Source organism: Ruegeria sp. H9 (assembly GCF_056532915.1).
The window spans coordinates 1522646-1537329 of the sequence record NZ_JBQFNX010000001.1 but is presented as its reverse complement, the minus strand read 5'-3'; the positions used below and the strand labels follow the sequence as shown (position 1 = coordinate 1537329).

Here is a 14684-nt window from a genome sequence, read left to right as displayed (position 1 = left end):
TTGATTAGTGTGAGAAACTTTGTCACCCTATTTGTGTGGGGGACACATTTTAAGAGTTTAAGGGCGGAGGCACGCTCATGGGTATTCAAGAACATATGGAAGGTACGGGCCCGATTACTGCCCGTTCAGCAGCAACAGAACTGGATTGCGAAAGCGCCGTATTGTTGCGGGCAGCGATCAGGCCAGTTTTCACAAGCGCAGCAAGCTGGGCCGGTTTGGCCGACATACTGCGGGACAAAGGCTATCGCCTTGCTTTCCGGCAGGGGCGGCTGTGCATCACGGATCGCGCCACTGACGAACGCGTCTGTGGATTGCGGTTTCTGGGCTTCGAACTGGCGGAACTTGTACGCCGCTTTGGTCGCCCGATCGTGGTCGCACGCGGCAGCGAAGCGGACGGCGATTTCCTGACCGCACGTCCGACCTCAGCTTCCTGAGCTAAACCGCCGAAGGTTGCACCGCCTTGTTCAGGCGATGCCCTCATAGATTTCTGCGATCTTGGTGACGGCCGCATCGGGGCTGAGCTCCTCACTTTCGCCGGTACGGCGGCTGGTGAGTTCGACAACACCATTCTTCAATCCACGCGGACCCACAGTGATGCGCCACGGCAGACCGATCAGGTCCATGGTGGCAAACTTGCCCCCTGCCCGTTCATTCCGATCATCATAAAGCGGCTCAAGCCCCAGTGCGGTCAACGCGCTGTAGAGTTTATCGCACGCCGCGTCCGCCTCTTCATCGCCTTGCTTCAAGTTCACGATGCCGCAATGGAATGGAGTCACGCCTTCGGGCCAGATAATGCCCTTGTCGTCATGGCTGGCTTCGATGATCGCACCGATCAGGCGGCTAACGCCGATGCCGTGGCTGCCCATATGCACCGGAACCGGCTTGCCATCCGGGCCTTGCACAGTCGCTCCAAGAGCTTCGGAATACTGGGTGCCAAAATAAAAGATCTGCCCCACTTCGATACCACGCGCCACGCGGCGGCGGTTTTCGGGGATTTGGTTGAACAGGGCTTCGTCGTGGGTTTCGTCCGTGCGGGCGTATTTAGAAGTGAACTCTTCGAGGATCGCCTGACACTGTTTGCGGCTATCATAGTCGATCTCACGATCGCCGAAGGTCAGATCGGTTACCGCGCTGTCATAAAAGACCTCGGATTCACCAGTATCGGCCAGAACCAGGAACTCATGCGTGTAGTCACCGCCGATAGGTCCAGAATCAGCGCGCATTGGGATGGCTTGCAGACCCATCCGCTCATAAGTGCGCAGATAGCTGACCAAGTGGCGGTTATAGGCGTGCAGCGCGTCTTCTTTGGTCAGATCGAAATTGTATCCGTCCTTCATGTAGAACTCGCGCCCCCGCATCACGCCGAAACGTGGGCGGATTTCATCGCGGAACTTCCACTGAATCTGATAGAGCGTCAGCGGCAGGTCTTTGTAGCTGCTCACGTGGCCGCGGAAGATGTCGGTCACCAGTTCCTCGGCGGTCGGCGTGTACAGCATATCGCGACCGTGGCGGTCCTGCATGCGCAGCATTTCCTGGCCATAATCGTCATAACGACCGGATTCGCGCCAAAGGTCGGCTGATTGCAGAATCGGCATCTGGATCGCGATGTGCCCAGCCCGCGCCTGCTCTTCATGCACAATGTTCTCCAGCTTGCGCAGAACTTTGAAGCCCAATGGCAACCAGGAATAAATCCCGGCGGCGGCCTGTTTGATCATCCCGGCACGCAGCATCAGCCGGTGGCTGACGATCTGAGCCTCCGAGGGGTTTTCCTTGAGAACGGGCAGAAAGTAACGGCTGAGGCGCATAACGTAACCTTACGGGTGAGAATTTCGCTGCAAGGTGATTATTCCAAAGCCTAGCCGGGGGCAATCGCACATCGGTGTTTTGCGACCCATGCGCAGTCGGTTTTTTGATTGACCGCACCGCCGGGGTTTTCAATGTTGGCGCAAACGTTCAACCGCGAGGCAGCAATGCAAACAATCACCGAACCCGCCCGCCAGATCCCCGTTGTTCATCAGACAGACGTATTGGTTGTGGGCTCGGGCCCCGCTGGATTGTCAGCAGCGCTGGCTGCCGCACGCGCTGGGGCCGAAGTTTCCTTGATGGATAGATTCGGTTGCATGGGTGGGAATATTACGGCAGTCGGCGTCGAAGGTTTTGCCTGGTATCGCCACGAACAAACTGTCGAGGCCGGAGGCATCGGCATGGAGTTCGAAACCCGCGCCAAAGAGATGGGTGCAGCAGTGCCTGAAAGCCAATCGCTCAGCTACGAACTGGACAGCGAGGGCTTCAAGCTGGTGGCCGACAAGCTGGTTGAAGAGGCTGGCGTCCATCCGATGTTGCACCGGCAATTCGTCGCCCCGATCATGGAGGGGGATCGCATCACTGGGGTGATTACCGAATCCAAAGCGGGGCGTGAGGCGATCTTGGCCAAGGTTGTTATCGACGCCACAGGGGATGCAGATGTAGCGCATCGCGCGGGCGCCCCGACGCACAAGACGCCACGCGAGGACATGATGGCGGCCTCAGTGATGTTCCATCTGGCCGGTGTCGACAAACGGGCCTTTATTGAAGGTGTCAAAGCCGACCCGCAGACCTATAAAGACTGGGGTGGCGGAGGCGAATGGAATATCGAAACCTCGGGCAAAGAGGACGACATGTTCTCGCCCTTCGTCAAGAAACCCTTCCAGCAGGCGATTGATGAGGGCCTGATACCGGCTCATTTGAACACGATCGCGGGGACCTGGGGGGCGATGCACGATACCGGAGAACTGACCTATATGAACCTGATTCATATGGACCAGATCGATGGAACCGACCCCGAAAGCCTGACCTTTGGTGAAATCGAAGGCCGCCGACAGGCGATGCTGGCCATTGATGCCCTCCGCCGTTTCATGCCGGGGTGCGAAAACGCACGTCTACGCAATTTCGGAATGACCATCGGCATTCGGGATACGCGCAAGATCGATGCCGTCTACAACATGACCGAAACCGATGCCCGACATCAGGGCCAGTTCGAGGATTCCATCGGTATCTACCCTGAATTCATCGATGGCTACGGCATTCTGATCTTGCCGACCACGGGGCGATATATGCAGATTCCGTATCGCTCGATGCTTCCCAAAGGGATCAAGGGCCTGTTGGTTGCGGGCCGGTCCCATGGCGCGGATCGGGTCGCTCACGCCGCGACGCGCAACATGTCCTGCTGCGCGGTGATGGGTCAGGGCGCAGGGATCGCGGCGGCCTTATCGCTGAAAAGCAATCAGGAGCTCGACAGTATGAACCTTGCTCCTGTGCATAAGGAACTGGAACGGCAAGGCGTGAGAATTACCTAATGGAGCATATTCCGACCATAGATATCAGCCCGCTGACTGATCCTTCTAGTCCGCTGTATCAAGCAACGGTCGCGCAGATCATGGATGCCTGCACCAGTATCGGGTTTCTGTCGATCACAGGAACAGGCATCGCGCCTGAGCACATCGAGCAGGTGCGCGAGTGTGTCAGTGCGATCTTTGATATCGACGAGGCCCGAAAATGGGATCAGGCCATCACCCGCGAAAACTATCGTGGGTACATTCCGATGGGGTTCTTCACGCCCAATGACGGCTCGGGCGCGGCGGATAAGTACGAAGGGTACAAGCTGCATTTCGAAGCAGCCGAAGATGCGCCGATCCGGGTTGAATGCGCACTTTACGGCCCGAATATCTGGCCCCGAGAAGTGCCCCAGGCCCGCGCGGTAATACTGGATTACTGGCTACAGCTTGATGGCGTGACAGATCTTTTGCTGGGTGCATTGGAAGTGGGGTTAAAAATCCCGCCCAACATACTATGCGACGCCTTCCGCGACCCGATGACCAACATGACCCTGCTACACTATCCGCCACAATCCCCGGATGAGCTTGGCTATGGAATTCATCCGCATAAGGACACCGACGCGCTGACAATAATCGCTCCCGATCCGGTCGGAGGACTTGAGGTGCAGACCCGCACCGGCGGCTGGATCACACCGGACTGCCCGCCCGGCGGCTTCGTGGTCAATATCGGCGACATGCTGGAACTGTGGTCGGGCGGGCGGTTGAAATCGACCCCGCATCGCGTGGTTAATCGATCCGGGCGTGAACGCTATTCCTTCCCTTATTTCGCCGTTCCGCGCCACGATGTGGTGGTTGCGCCACTGCTGCCTGCCCTGCCCGGCTTTGATCGCCCGAAGGTACATTGCGGACACTGGTCGGCGGAAATCTGGCGCACCAACTGGCCTGATGAAATGGCCACAGGTGAGACACCGGAACTGGGTACTCTGACAGACTAGGGTATAAAAATCGCGCGCCATGAACCGCTTGCATCGCCGGGCGTCATGGGCCAAGAACACGGCAATGCTGTGCAAACGAGGGATTGCGCCATGGCCTTGCCGGTGAAGGATCAGCTTAGATACTGGGGCATTGCCGCCGCTGTTTTCGTGCTGCTTTTGTACCTGTTGGGCGATGTCTTGCTGCCCTTTGTGATCGGTGGTGCGATTGCATATTTCCTTGATCCCGTTGCGGACCGCCTGGAAACACTCGGCCTTTCGCGCATGGCTGCGACCGGGATCATTACCGTTGTCGGCGTGTTTGGTTTTGTTTTGATGATTCTTATGGTTGTGCCCGCGTTGATCACACAGCTACTGGATCTGATTGATGTTTTGCCAAGCCTTTTTAAAGAACTGCGCGCCTTTATTGAGAAACAATTCCCGGCTTTGCTCGATCGCGAATCAAATACCCACCAGATGCTGGTGTCATTTGGCGAGACGCTGAAATCAAAAACCGGCGATGTGCTGCAAACCGTTCTGGCCTCATTGGGTTCAGCAATAAATGTCGTCGTCCTGCTGGTTATCGTACCGGTTGTCGCGGTTTATCTGCTGATGGATTGGGATCGCATGATCACCCGGATCGGAGAGCTCTTGCCGCGTGATCACGCCCCCACGATCAAACGACTTGCTGGTGAAATCGACGCCGTTCTTGCCTCATTCGTGCGTGGAATGGGTACCGTCTGCCTGATCCTCGGCACCTACTATGCTGTCGCATTGATGCTGGTCGGTCTGCAATTCGGCCTGATCGTCGGCTTCATTGCAGGACTGGTAACCTTCATCCCTTATTTGGGCGCCCTGATCGGAGGCACCCTAGCCATAGGCCTGGCCCTGTTTCAGTTCTGGGGGGATTGGGCACATATCGGTTTGGTCGCCGGTATTTTTGCTATCGGACAGGTGACCGAGGGCAACTTCCTGACGCCCAAACTCGTCGGTAGTTCGGTGGGCCTGCACCCGGTCTGGCTGCTGCTGGCCTTGTCGGTCTTCGGCGCGCTGTTCGGCTTTGTTGGAATGCTGATCGCAGTACCTGTAGCGGCTGCCTTGGGCGTGCTGGCACGGTTTGCGACCGAGCAGTATCTGCACAGCCGCCTATATACCGGGCTTGAAGGGCTCAATCAGGAAGACGAATAAATGGCCATGCAGCTCAGCTTTGATCTGCCGTCCAAGACTGCCTTGGGCCGCGAAGACTTTTTCGTCTCGCCTGCTAATGCGCTAGCTGTTGCGATGATCTCTGCCACCTCATGGCCTGGCAACAAACTGGTGCTGAGCGGCCCTGCAGGATCGGGCAAGACCCATCTGGCGCATGTCTGGGCCGGCGAGACCGGCGGTCGAATCGTACAAGCCGCCGCGCTTCGATATGACGACGTGCCGGACCTGGCGCGCGGTCCGGTGGCGGTCGAAGATGTGCCAGTAATCGCGGCGGACGTCGAGCAGCAGAAAACTCTGTTCCATTTGCACAATCTGGTTCTGGCCGAGGGCCACGCCTTGCTGATGACCGGGCGCACGACGCCGAAACTGTGGCATCTGCCGCTGGCCGATCTGCAAAGCCGGGCCGAAGGTGCGCATCATGTGTCGCTTGAAGGGCCGGACGATGCGTTGCTGGGCGCAGTGCTGGCGAAGCTATTCACCGACCGGCAGCTCAATCCGGGGCCTGATGTCATAGCCTATCTGGTCAAGCACATGAATCGCAGCTTTGAAACCGCCGCCCGCGTCGTCGAACAGCTGGACGAAATTGCGCTGACCGAAAAACGCGACATCACCCGTGCGCTGGCGGTGCGTCTATTGAACACAGAAGCCGAACAATCGGATGCCTGCAATTGACCGGACAAGGGTGATCTCGCATCCTGTCGCGCAAAAGACCTGGGGACACCATGACCAAGATTGCCGAGACTGATTTCCCGGATCACGGGCTGTTCGGAAGGCCGCTGTTCGAAGATCCGGGCGCCCGTGCACTTTCCCGGGTCGGGGTTGTCGATATCGGATCGAACTCGGTCCGGATGGTGATTTTTGACGGTGCGGCGCGCTCACCGGCCTATTTCTACAATGAAAAGGTGATGTGCGAACTGGGCGCCGGCCTGTCAGAGACCGGCCGACTGAACCCTGAAGGTCGCAAACGGGCGCTGGCTGCCTTGCACAGGTTTCAGCATCTTGCCAGAGACCTCGGCCTGCCCGCCCTGCACGCGGTCGCCACCGCTGCGGTGCGCGAGGCCAGCGATGGACCGGATTTCTGCGCGCAGGCAAAAGCCGAAACCGGCCTGATCATCAACGTTGTCGATGGCGAGGAAGAAGCACGGCTCTCAGCTCAGGGCGTGCTGCTGGGTTGGCCCGGAGCTTATGGGCTGATCTGCGACATCGGTGGCTCGTCCGTCGAACTCGCTGAGATCGGAGGCGGCAAGGTCGGACGTCGCATGACTTCGCCCCTGGGGCCGCTCAAGCTGCGCGATATCAAAGGCGGTCGCCGGGCGCGTAAGGAGCATATCAAGAAGACGCTGGAAGAGATGCGCGACCGGATGGGCCCTCAACGTGATCGGCTGTTTCTGGTCGGCGGCAGCTGGCGCGCCTTCGCACGTCTGGACATGTTGCGCCGAGGCTATCCATTGAACGTACTGCACGAATACCGCATGACACAAAGTCAGGTACGCGAGACCATCAAGTTCATCGAACAGAATGATCCTGATGAATTGCGCGCATTGGCCGGTGTGTCGGGCTCGCGTATGGCATTGATCCCCTATGCAATGGATGTGCTTTCCCGCCTGATCCGCACGTTCAAACCCAAGGACATCGCGATTTCAAGCTACGGCATCCGCGAAGGATTGCTGTATGAACAGATGCCACAACGCCTTCGCGACCGGGATCCGTTGATCGAAGCTTGCCGGTTTGCCGAAGCGAAAGACGCGCGCTTGCCCGGTTTCGGCAAACACCTGTTCGATTTTGTCATGCCCTTGTTCCGTTCGGCGCCGGAACCGATGCTGCGCCTGATCAAGGCAGCTTGTCTGCTGCACGACGTCAGTTGGCGTGCGCATCCAGATTACCGGGCCGAGGCCTGTTTCGAAAATGTCACCCGCGCCAACATGAGCGGGATCAAACATTCCGAGCGGATCTTTATCGGGCTCGCTTTGCAACACCGATATCGCAACAAACGTGAAGGGAGCCGCTTTACCGAGCTTTACGAACTGCTCGACGAACGCGGCCAGGAACAAGCCGAAATCCTGGGCAAAGCACTACGGTTCGGAGCGATGCTTTGGATGCAGCACGACGCAGCCATGGGCAAGATGCGTTACTATCCCAAAAAACAAAAGCTCGAACTGCGTCTGCCCAAATCGGCAGGCGCATTGTTCAACGAAGTCGCCGAGGCCCGTTTTAACTCGTTGGCCGGCGCGCTGAAATCAGAACCCAAAGTGATCATTCGGGGATAATCAGATATCGGTATAACCGTTAGAAGTCTCTTCTTCCGGCACAACTTCTTCGGGCTGATCTTTGGGCTTCTTGCGGATGATAATGTCGCCGTTTGGTAACATCTCGGGCGCTTCATACGCGCTCCAATCCTGCACCTGAGCAGCCAAATCAGCCAGCGCTGGACCCATTTCCCGCATGAAAGACTGTAAAGCCGGACCAAATTGGTCCGCAAATCCACGCAGGTCTTCGATCGTTGGCTCCATCTCCTGCCGCAAGCCTTCCAGAAACAACTCGGCACCCCGCTCCATCAGCGACTTACCTGAAGCGTCCTGTGCCTGGGCAGGCAGGGCCAAGGCGGTACAAACAGCGCTGATCAGCATGAGACGTAGCATAGCTTGAATATAAGCGAGCGTGCCGAGTGTTGAAAGGTCAGAGGTCGATATCCAACGTCACCGGGAAGTGGTCGGATGCGGTTAGCAAGGCATCCCTCAGCTCGGGGTTGCCCCAGCAGGCGGCATCGCGAAACGGATGCCAGATGCGCCAGTTCGGGCGGTGGGCGCGCAAATCCTCGCTAATCATGATGTAGTCCAACAACGCCTCAAGATACCGTCCCTCATTCGGCCGCGCAAATCGTGCAGTTGCTGGGACGGAACCGGGGCGCAGTTCCAATGCCCTTGCTGCATGAGGATCATAGAGCCCCGCCTGCAACAATATCTCGACCGACGATCGACCGAAGAGGTGTTCGAACTCATCCAGTCCGGGTCCGTCATTGAGATCGCCCAGCAAAATCACCGGCTCTTGCTCCGTCAAATGATGTCGGACCCGTCGACCCAGCCATACCGCCTGCGCCAACTGCTTACGGCGATTGGCAATCGAAATTCGTATCATCTCATCCCGCGACGCAGCGCCATGGGGCGCTTTGGACTTCAGATGCGCCCCGATCAGTCGAAACTCCTGCCCTGAGGTTGTTTGGATCGCCAATTCCATCGGAGGCTTTGAAAACCGAACAAGATCCTCGGTTGCATCCACATCCAGGTCGATCCGGAACTCGGCATCGAAACGCGGCGCGTTCTCAGCCTCCCTTGCGTCGTGTTTGGCTGTAAGAATTTCGGGATCATAAAGCAGGGCCAATTCCTGATGTGTATCATTGGGAAATCCCATGATTGCATGGCTTGTACGCAGACCGAACGCCTCGGCAAATCGCTGCAAGGAACGGACGGTATTCTGAGACTTGCCTGTGTTGGGGGCTTCGACGATCAGCATCGCATCGGCATCAATCGCCGTCAGCACCTTTGCGATCGCCTCAACCTGCCGGGCCTTGGTCACATCGTGACGCCCTGACCAGCTGTTATCGACAATCAGGCTGTCATTGCGATCAAACAGGTTGGCGAACCATTCGATATTGTAGGTCGCCAACCGCACGGATCAGACCCGGGCGCCGTTGATTTCATCCCAGGCGCGGTTGATATCGATCATCTTTTTCTCGGCCAGCCGCACCGCCTCTTCCGGAACGCCGCGTGCCAGCATCGCATCGGGGTGAGTTTCTCGCACCAGTTGCCGCCAAACCTTGCGAATTTCGGTCAGAGGAGCGTCGCGGGGAACGCCCAGAACCGTATAGGGGTCTTTCGGCGCATCCGGTACGAAACGCGCGCGCAGGGCCATGAACTGAGCGTCGGTCTGGCCGAAAATGCGGCTGACTTCTTCCAAAAACTCGTTTTCGTTCGGATGGTAGAACCCGTCCGCCATGGCAATGTGAAACAGCCCTTCCATCAAATCGCACAGGGTGGTGCTATCTTCGGCGAACATGCGGGCAATCCGGCGGGCATAGTCCTGATATCCAGCAACGTCTGTCCGTGCCATGTCAAAGACCTTGGCCGCCCCGTCTTCATCTTCGGGCGCGATCTGGAACACTTCACGAAAAGCCGTCACCTCATCCCGCGTCACCTGACCGTCGGCCTTGGCCATCTTGGCGCCAAGCGCCACGACAGCAATCGCAAAGGCCACCGAACGTTCTGGCGGCGTGCGCAGTTTCTCAAACACCGCAGTCAGGCTTTCGCCCTGGGCAAGCGCGTTCAGCGCGTCGGCTATTCTGGACCAGATCGACATGGGCGCACCCTAGCGTGCCTTGTCACGACTGTCAGGTGCGACAGATGACTGCGGGCCGAGTATTTTCTGCATCAGGACAAGATCCAGCCGCTGCCCCCATTTGAACCCCACTTCAGGCATGCGTCCCACCTGCTTGAAGCCAATTGCCTTATGGAAGGCGATGGCTGCAGGGTTGGCCGATGAAATGCCCGCCACCAAGACATGCACGTTATCCTCCCGCGCGTTGGCTTCAAGAGCCTCCATCAACGAACGGCCAACATGCTGGCCTCTGGCTTCGGGTGCCAACTGTATCGAATGTTCGCGGCACTGCGCATATCCCGGTCCCGAGCGGAAGGTGCCATAGGTCGCAAACCCCTCGACGGCACCACTGCGCTCGGCGACCAAGAAGGCGGGACCTCTGGTTTCGATCTCTGCCACCACGCTTTCAACGCTGCGATCATCGGTGGTGAAAGTGACCAGCGTATCACGGATAATCACGTTTGCTATCGCCGCAATCGCGGATGCATCTTGGGTTCTGGCCTGCCGGATGTTCATTCCAGCACGCGCAACCCGTGCGGTGTTTCGAATTCAGCGCGCAATGCAGCCGGGCCGCTGTCAAACGCGACATACTCCAACGCCCCCAGACCTTTGGCTAAGTCGATTGCATCCGGATGGCACACAATCAGGCGGCGTAACCGGCAGCCACTGTCCTGAAGCATTTGCGCCGGATGCAGATCACCCTGCCACTCGATAAGCGCCGGAAAGAGGTTGTCAAATGGCAGACGTCCATTTGGGGGGACTGCCATACGCCAGCGCAGCGCGCCTCGGTTCAGATCGATAGGTTGTCCGACGCCGTCGGGGAAAACGGTCAGTGACGCTTCGATATCCGGAACCCGGCAAATCCAGTTGGTCAGGCGGGGTGATCCGGTGAACCGGTCCAGATCGAACCAGCGCGTCCTTTGCGGTTTGGAGGCTTCGGGGTCGATCGCAATCGCCTCCAGATAGAGCCCATCCCGCAAGCCCAGAAGTCGATTATACGTCCCGAATTTTTCATGCTTGCCGCCGTCCTGAAGCCGTACGCCCAGCGCCTGTTCGATATGGTCAGAAGCTTCTTCAAGCGTTTCGCCCGCAACAGCCAGATGATCCAGTAACATGAAGACGCCTCCTGATGACAAACGACCAGACCATTTCGGTCTGGTCGCATGTTTTCCGCAAAGGGGCGAAATCACAAGATTTTTCGTACGAAAAATCTTGGCGCTGGCGTCAGGTTTTGGCTTCGCCGATCAAACGCAAGATATCTTGCGCCGCTTCAGGGATGTTCGTTCCCGGACCAAAGATAGCCTTCACACCGTGATCGTAAAGGAACTGGTAATCCTGTTGCGGAATGACCCCACCGCAGATGACTATGATGTCCTCAGCCCCCGCCTTTTTCAGTTCCTCAACCAACTGGGGTGCCAATGTCTTATGCCCCGCAGCCTGCGAAGAGATCCCGATCACATGCACATCATTGTCCACCGCGTCCTGTGCGGCTTCTGCAGGTGTCTGGAACAGAGGGCCGACATCTACGTCAAACCCGATATCAGCAAAAGCAGTGGCGATCACCTTGGCCCCTCGATCGTGGCCGTCTTGCCCCATCTTGACCACCAGCAGACGCGGGCGACGCCCCTCGGCCTTGGCGAATTCTTCTATGGAATTCTGAATCGCGGCAAAACCTTCGTCACCCTCGTAGGCCGCACCGTAAACACCGGCCAGGGTCTTCACTTCGGCACGGTGGCGACCGAACTCTTTCTCCATTGCCATGCTGATCTCTCCTACGGATGCGCGGGCTCGGGCGGCCTCGACGGCGGCGGCCAGCAGGTTGCCTCCCTCGCGGGCGGTTGTTGTCAGGGCGTCCAGCGCCTGTTGGCAAGCCGCCTCGTCGCGCGTTGCACGGATACGCTCCAGCCGCGCGACCTGAGCTTCACGCACGGCCACGTTATCGACGTCCAGAATATCGATCGGGTCTTCTTGCTCTTTGCGATACTTGTTGACACCAACGATGACCTCTTCACCCCGGTCGATCATGGCCTGACGGCGCGCAGCGCTTTCCTCGATCCGCAGCTTGGGCATGCCACTAGCAACGGCCTTGGTCATACCGCCCATTTCCTCGACCTCTTCCATTAGAGCCCAGGCTTTTTCGACCAGCTCGTTGGTCAGGCTTTCGACGTAGTAAGAGCCCGCCAGCGGATCGACCACATCGGTCACGCCGGTTTCCTCTTGCAACACCAGCTGCGTGTTTCGCGCGATACGTGCCGAGAAATCGGTTGGCAGCGCGATCGCCTCGTCCAGTGCGTTGGTATGCAGTGACTGTGTGCCGCCCAGAACCGCGCTCATGGCCTCATAGGCGGTGCGGACCACGTTGTTATAGGGGTCCTGTTCCTGCAGCGACACGCCCGAGGTCTGGCAATGAGTTCGCAGCATTTTCGACCGTTCGGATTTCGCCCCGAACTCGGTCATTACCCGATGCCAAAGGGTGCGCGCAGCGCGTAGTTTGGCGATCTCCATGAAGAAATTCATACCGATGGCAAAGAAGAACGACAGACGACCCGCGAACTTATCCACGTCCATGCCTGATTCCGTCGCGGCGCGCACATATTCGCGCCCGTCGGCCAGCGTATAAGCCAGTTCCTGCACCAGGTTCGCCCCCGCCTCTTGCATGTGATAGCCCGAGATCGAGATCGAGTTAAACTTGGGCATCTCATTCGAAGTGTAATCGATGATATCCGAGATGATCTTCATCGAAGGCTCGGGCGGGTAGATATAGGTGTTACGCACCATAAACTCTTTCAGAATGTCGTTCTGAATGGTGCCCGAGAGCACGGCCTTGTCATGCCCCTGCTCTTCACCTGCAACGATGAAGCTGGCCAGAACCGGGATCACTGCCCCGTTCATCGTCATTGAGACTGAAACCTTGTCCAGCGGGATACCGTCGAACAGGATTTTCATATCCTCAACGCTGTCGATGGCCACACCGGCCTTGCCGACATCGCCCACCACACGGGGATGGTCACTGTCATACCCCCGGTGAGTCGCCAGATCGAAGGCGACCGAGACACCTTGCTGGCCGGCTGCCAGATTGCGGCGGTAAAACGCATTCGATTCTTCAGCCGTCGAGAAGCCTGCATATTGACGGATCGTCCAAGGGCGCCCCGCATACATCGTCGCTTTTACGCCGCGCGTAAACGGACCGAAGCCCGGAAGCGAGCCCATATGCGGCAGATCAGCCGTGTCTTCCTGAGTATAAAGCGGTTTGACGTCGATGCCTTCCAGCGTCACTTTGGTCAGATCGCCCAAAGGTCGGCCGCGCAGCTCTTTTTCAGCCAGCACCTGCCAGTCGTTGGTGTCGGTCATGTCGATTTCCTCTGTTCAATTCTGGTTTCGGCGGGGGCGACCCCGCGTGCATTGCTATCTGTCCGGCAGATCAGTTCAGCCCTCCCATCGGCGCCCGAGGCAAGCCATTCCAGATCATCGGCATAATCAGCCCAAAGCTGCATCGCATGTTCAGCGGTCAGACCATGGGGCGTGGGTTTGGGCGCAGCATTCAACGCAAGGCCATCGCTGAATTCGGGCGCGGTGCGACCCGTCAGCGCCTGAAGCTGCGCCTGTTGATGACCCGCAAATTCCTCAAACGGCAAAACGAGCAATGGGACGCCCGGGAAGGCGTGGCTAATATCGGTGATGACGTCTCGCCAGCTCCGCTTGCTTTGCGCGATGCGGGTCCACTTTGTGGGCTCTATTGGGGCGCTACCACGTTTGAACTTATAGGCGGCCACGGAAGACCAATACATATCCAACGCGCGGATATTCAAAGCAATTTTGGTGACTCTTCCATCAAATGCCCTTGCCAAAAGCTGCCCACGTTCCTGCATACCTGGATAGAGCGAGGCAAAGGCAATATTGCGCTCCATTGAGCCCACGAAATTCTCTTGGCTGACCAATAGCTGCGTCGCGCCGTCTTTCTGACATACGTCCAGCTCGCGGCGTAATCCATCACAGACCTCAGGCGTCAATTTGTTCAAGCTGTTGAGGCCATTGGAGCGTGTTCGCTCCGGCCCCCAATACGCCAGACCTTGATCTGCAAGGACCTGCACGTTCCGGCTCAGATAGTTCTGGAAACTGGTGCTTGCACATCGATGTGCACCGCAATGCAGGATCACTTCCATCGGCCTACTCTCCCCACGCGAAGGCCGCGGGAACGGCGCATTTTGTAGGCAAATTGATAAATACGCATGGGTGGGTGCGGCGTCCACGAAGCAAATTTTTGGTGATCACACGCATTTCGTCAGTCGCATTCGCCCCAGCAGCGGCTATATTCATCACAACAGGAGGCCTCATGACACGCACGCTTGCCTTTGTTTTCTCGGCACTATTCCCGTTGGCCGCCTTGGCCGCCGACGCGACTGCCCCTGCGGATGACAGCTTTGTTCGTCCAGTAGCTGACAGCGATCTAAGCGATTTTCTCTGGACGCATCGCCCGATCGTCGTTTTTGCCGATACCCCGGCAGACCCAAGATTCCAGCAACAGATTGACATGTTACTCGAAGGCGAGGACGCAATGCGGGATCGCGACGTGATCGTCTTGACCGATACTGATCCGGCGGCGCGATCATCGATCCGATCAAAACTGCGACCGCGTGGTTTCCAGATGGTATTTGTCGACAAGGATGGTGTCGTCAAACTGCGCAAACCCAGCCCATGGAGCGTGCGTGAGATTGGCCGATCCATTGACAAGACGCCTTTGCGCGAACGCGAAATCCGCGAACGACGTGAGGGCGGCTGAGCACCTGCGACATGCCTCAATATCCCGGCGGAAGCCGCTGGG

At 57.9% G+C, this 14684-nt stretch carries 15 protein-coding genes; 7 read left to right on the top strand and 8 right to left on the bottom strand.

Annotated elements, in window-relative coordinates; all coding sequences use genetic code 11:
• Positions 1 to 77: 77 nt before the first annotated feature.
• Complete coding sequence (locus ACR0CZ_RS07380; RefSeq protein ID WP_170392119.1) at positions 78 to 434, top strand: hypothetical protein; 357 nt, start codon at positions 78 to 80, stop codon at positions 432 to 434.
• 30 nt (positions 435 to 464) lie between these two features.
• Here the strand turns inward: ACR0CZ_RS07380 and proS are convergent, their stop codons facing one another.
• Positions 465 to 1805: a proline--tRNA ligase gene (gene proS, locus ACR0CZ_RS07375; RefSeq protein WP_170392121.1), complete on the bottom strand. Its 1341-nt coding sequence runs from the start codon at positions 1803 to 1805 to the stop codon at positions 465 to 467.
• A gap of 132 nt (positions 1806 to 1937) precedes the next feature.
• Between proS and ACR0CZ_RS07370 the strand changes: the two genes are divergently transcribed.
• The 5 genes from ACR0CZ_RS07370 to ACR0CZ_RS07350 all read left to right on the top strand — a co-directional run bounded on the left by ACR0CZ_RS07370 (position 1938) and on the right by ACR0CZ_RS07350 (position 7758).
• Positions 1938 to 3335 (top strand): FAD-dependent oxidoreductase, encoded by a 1398-nt coding sequence (locus tag ACR0CZ_RS07370; protein WP_170392914.1) that lies wholly within the window; start codon positions 1938 to 1940, stop codon positions 3333 to 3335.
• Positions 3335 to 4309, top strand: coding sequence for an isopenicillin N synthase family dioxygenase (locus ACR0CZ_RS07365; protein ID WP_480537013.1), 975 nt, complete (start codon positions 3335 to 3337; stop codon positions 4307 to 4309). Before ACR0CZ_RS07370 ends, ACR0CZ_RS07365 begins: the two co-directional genes overlap by 1 nt.
• Before the next feature lie 90 nt (positions 4310 to 4399).
• Complete coding sequence (locus tag ACR0CZ_RS07360) at positions 4400 to 5473, top strand: AI-2E family transporter (RefSeq protein WP_170392915.1); 1074 nt, start codon at positions 4400 to 4402, stop codon at positions 5471 to 5473.
• Positions 5474 to 6163, top strand: a complete 690-nt coding sequence (locus ACR0CZ_RS07355) for an HdaA/DnaA family protein (RefSeq protein ID WP_170392125.1) — start codon at positions 5474 to 5476, stop codon at positions 6161 to 6163.
• 50 nt (positions 6164 to 6213) lie between these two features.
• Complete coding sequence (locus ACR0CZ_RS07350; protein ID WP_170392127.1) at positions 6214 to 7758, top strand: Ppx/GppA family phosphatase; 1545 nt, start codon at positions 6214 to 6216, stop codon at positions 7756 to 7758.
• On the opposite strand, the gene ACR0CZ_RS07345 is transcribed toward ACR0CZ_RS07350, so the two are convergent.
• The 7 genes from ACR0CZ_RS07345 to ACR0CZ_RS07315 form a co-directional block, all read right to left on the bottom strand.
• Entirely contained in the window at positions 7759 to 8130 is a 372-nt protein-coding gene (locus ACR0CZ_RS07345) for a hypothetical protein (RefSeq protein WP_170392129.1), read from the bottom strand. It lies immediately after the preceding gene.
• A 37-nt stretch (positions 8131 to 8167) separates the two neighbouring features.
• Positions 8168 to 9160, bottom strand: coding sequence for an endonuclease/exonuclease/phosphatase family protein (locus tag ACR0CZ_RS07340; protein WP_170392131.1), 993 nt, complete (start codon positions 9158 to 9160; stop codon positions 8168 to 8170).
• A 3-nt stretch (positions 9161 to 9163) separates the two neighbouring features.
• Complete coding sequence (locus tag ACR0CZ_RS07335; RefSeq protein ID WP_170392133.1) at positions 9164 to 9844, bottom strand: molecular chaperone DjiA; 681 nt, start codon at positions 9842 to 9844, stop codon at positions 9164 to 9166.
• Positions 9845 to 9853: 9 nt separating this feature from the next.
• Positions 9854 to 10378 carry a GNAT family N-acetyltransferase gene (locus ACR0CZ_RS07330; protein ID WP_170392135.1) on the bottom strand — a complete coding sequence of 175 codons (525 nt, stop codon included), beginning with the start codon at positions 10376 to 10378 and terminating at the stop codon, positions 9854 to 9856.
• Entirely contained in the window at positions 10375 to 10977 is a 603-nt protein-coding gene (locus ACR0CZ_RS07325) for a VOC family protein (protein ID WP_170392137.1), read from the bottom strand. Before ACR0CZ_RS07325 ends, ACR0CZ_RS07330 begins: the two co-directional genes overlap by 4 nt.
• A gap of 109 nt (positions 10978 to 11086) precedes the next feature.
• Positions 11087 to 13213: a methylmalonyl-CoA mutase gene (gene scpA, locus ACR0CZ_RS07320; protein WP_170392139.1), complete on the bottom strand. Its 2127-nt coding sequence runs from the start codon at positions 13211 to 13213 to the stop codon at positions 11087 to 11089.
• On the bottom strand, positions 13210 to 14025 hold the full coding sequence (locus ACR0CZ_RS07315; RefSeq protein ID WP_170392141.1) for a hypothetical protein: 816 nt from the start codon (positions 14023 to 14025) through the stop codon (positions 13210 to 13212). Before ACR0CZ_RS07315 ends, scpA begins: the two co-directional genes overlap by 4 nt.
• Positions 14026 to 14195: 170 nt before the next feature.
• Here ACR0CZ_RS07315 and ACR0CZ_RS07310 point away from each other — a divergent pair, with 170 nt between their 5' ends.
• Entirely contained in the window at positions 14196 to 14642 is a 447-nt protein-coding gene (locus ACR0CZ_RS07310; protein WP_170392143.1) for a DUF4174 domain-containing protein, read from the top strand.
• Positions 14643 to 14684 lie beyond the last annotated feature (42 nt).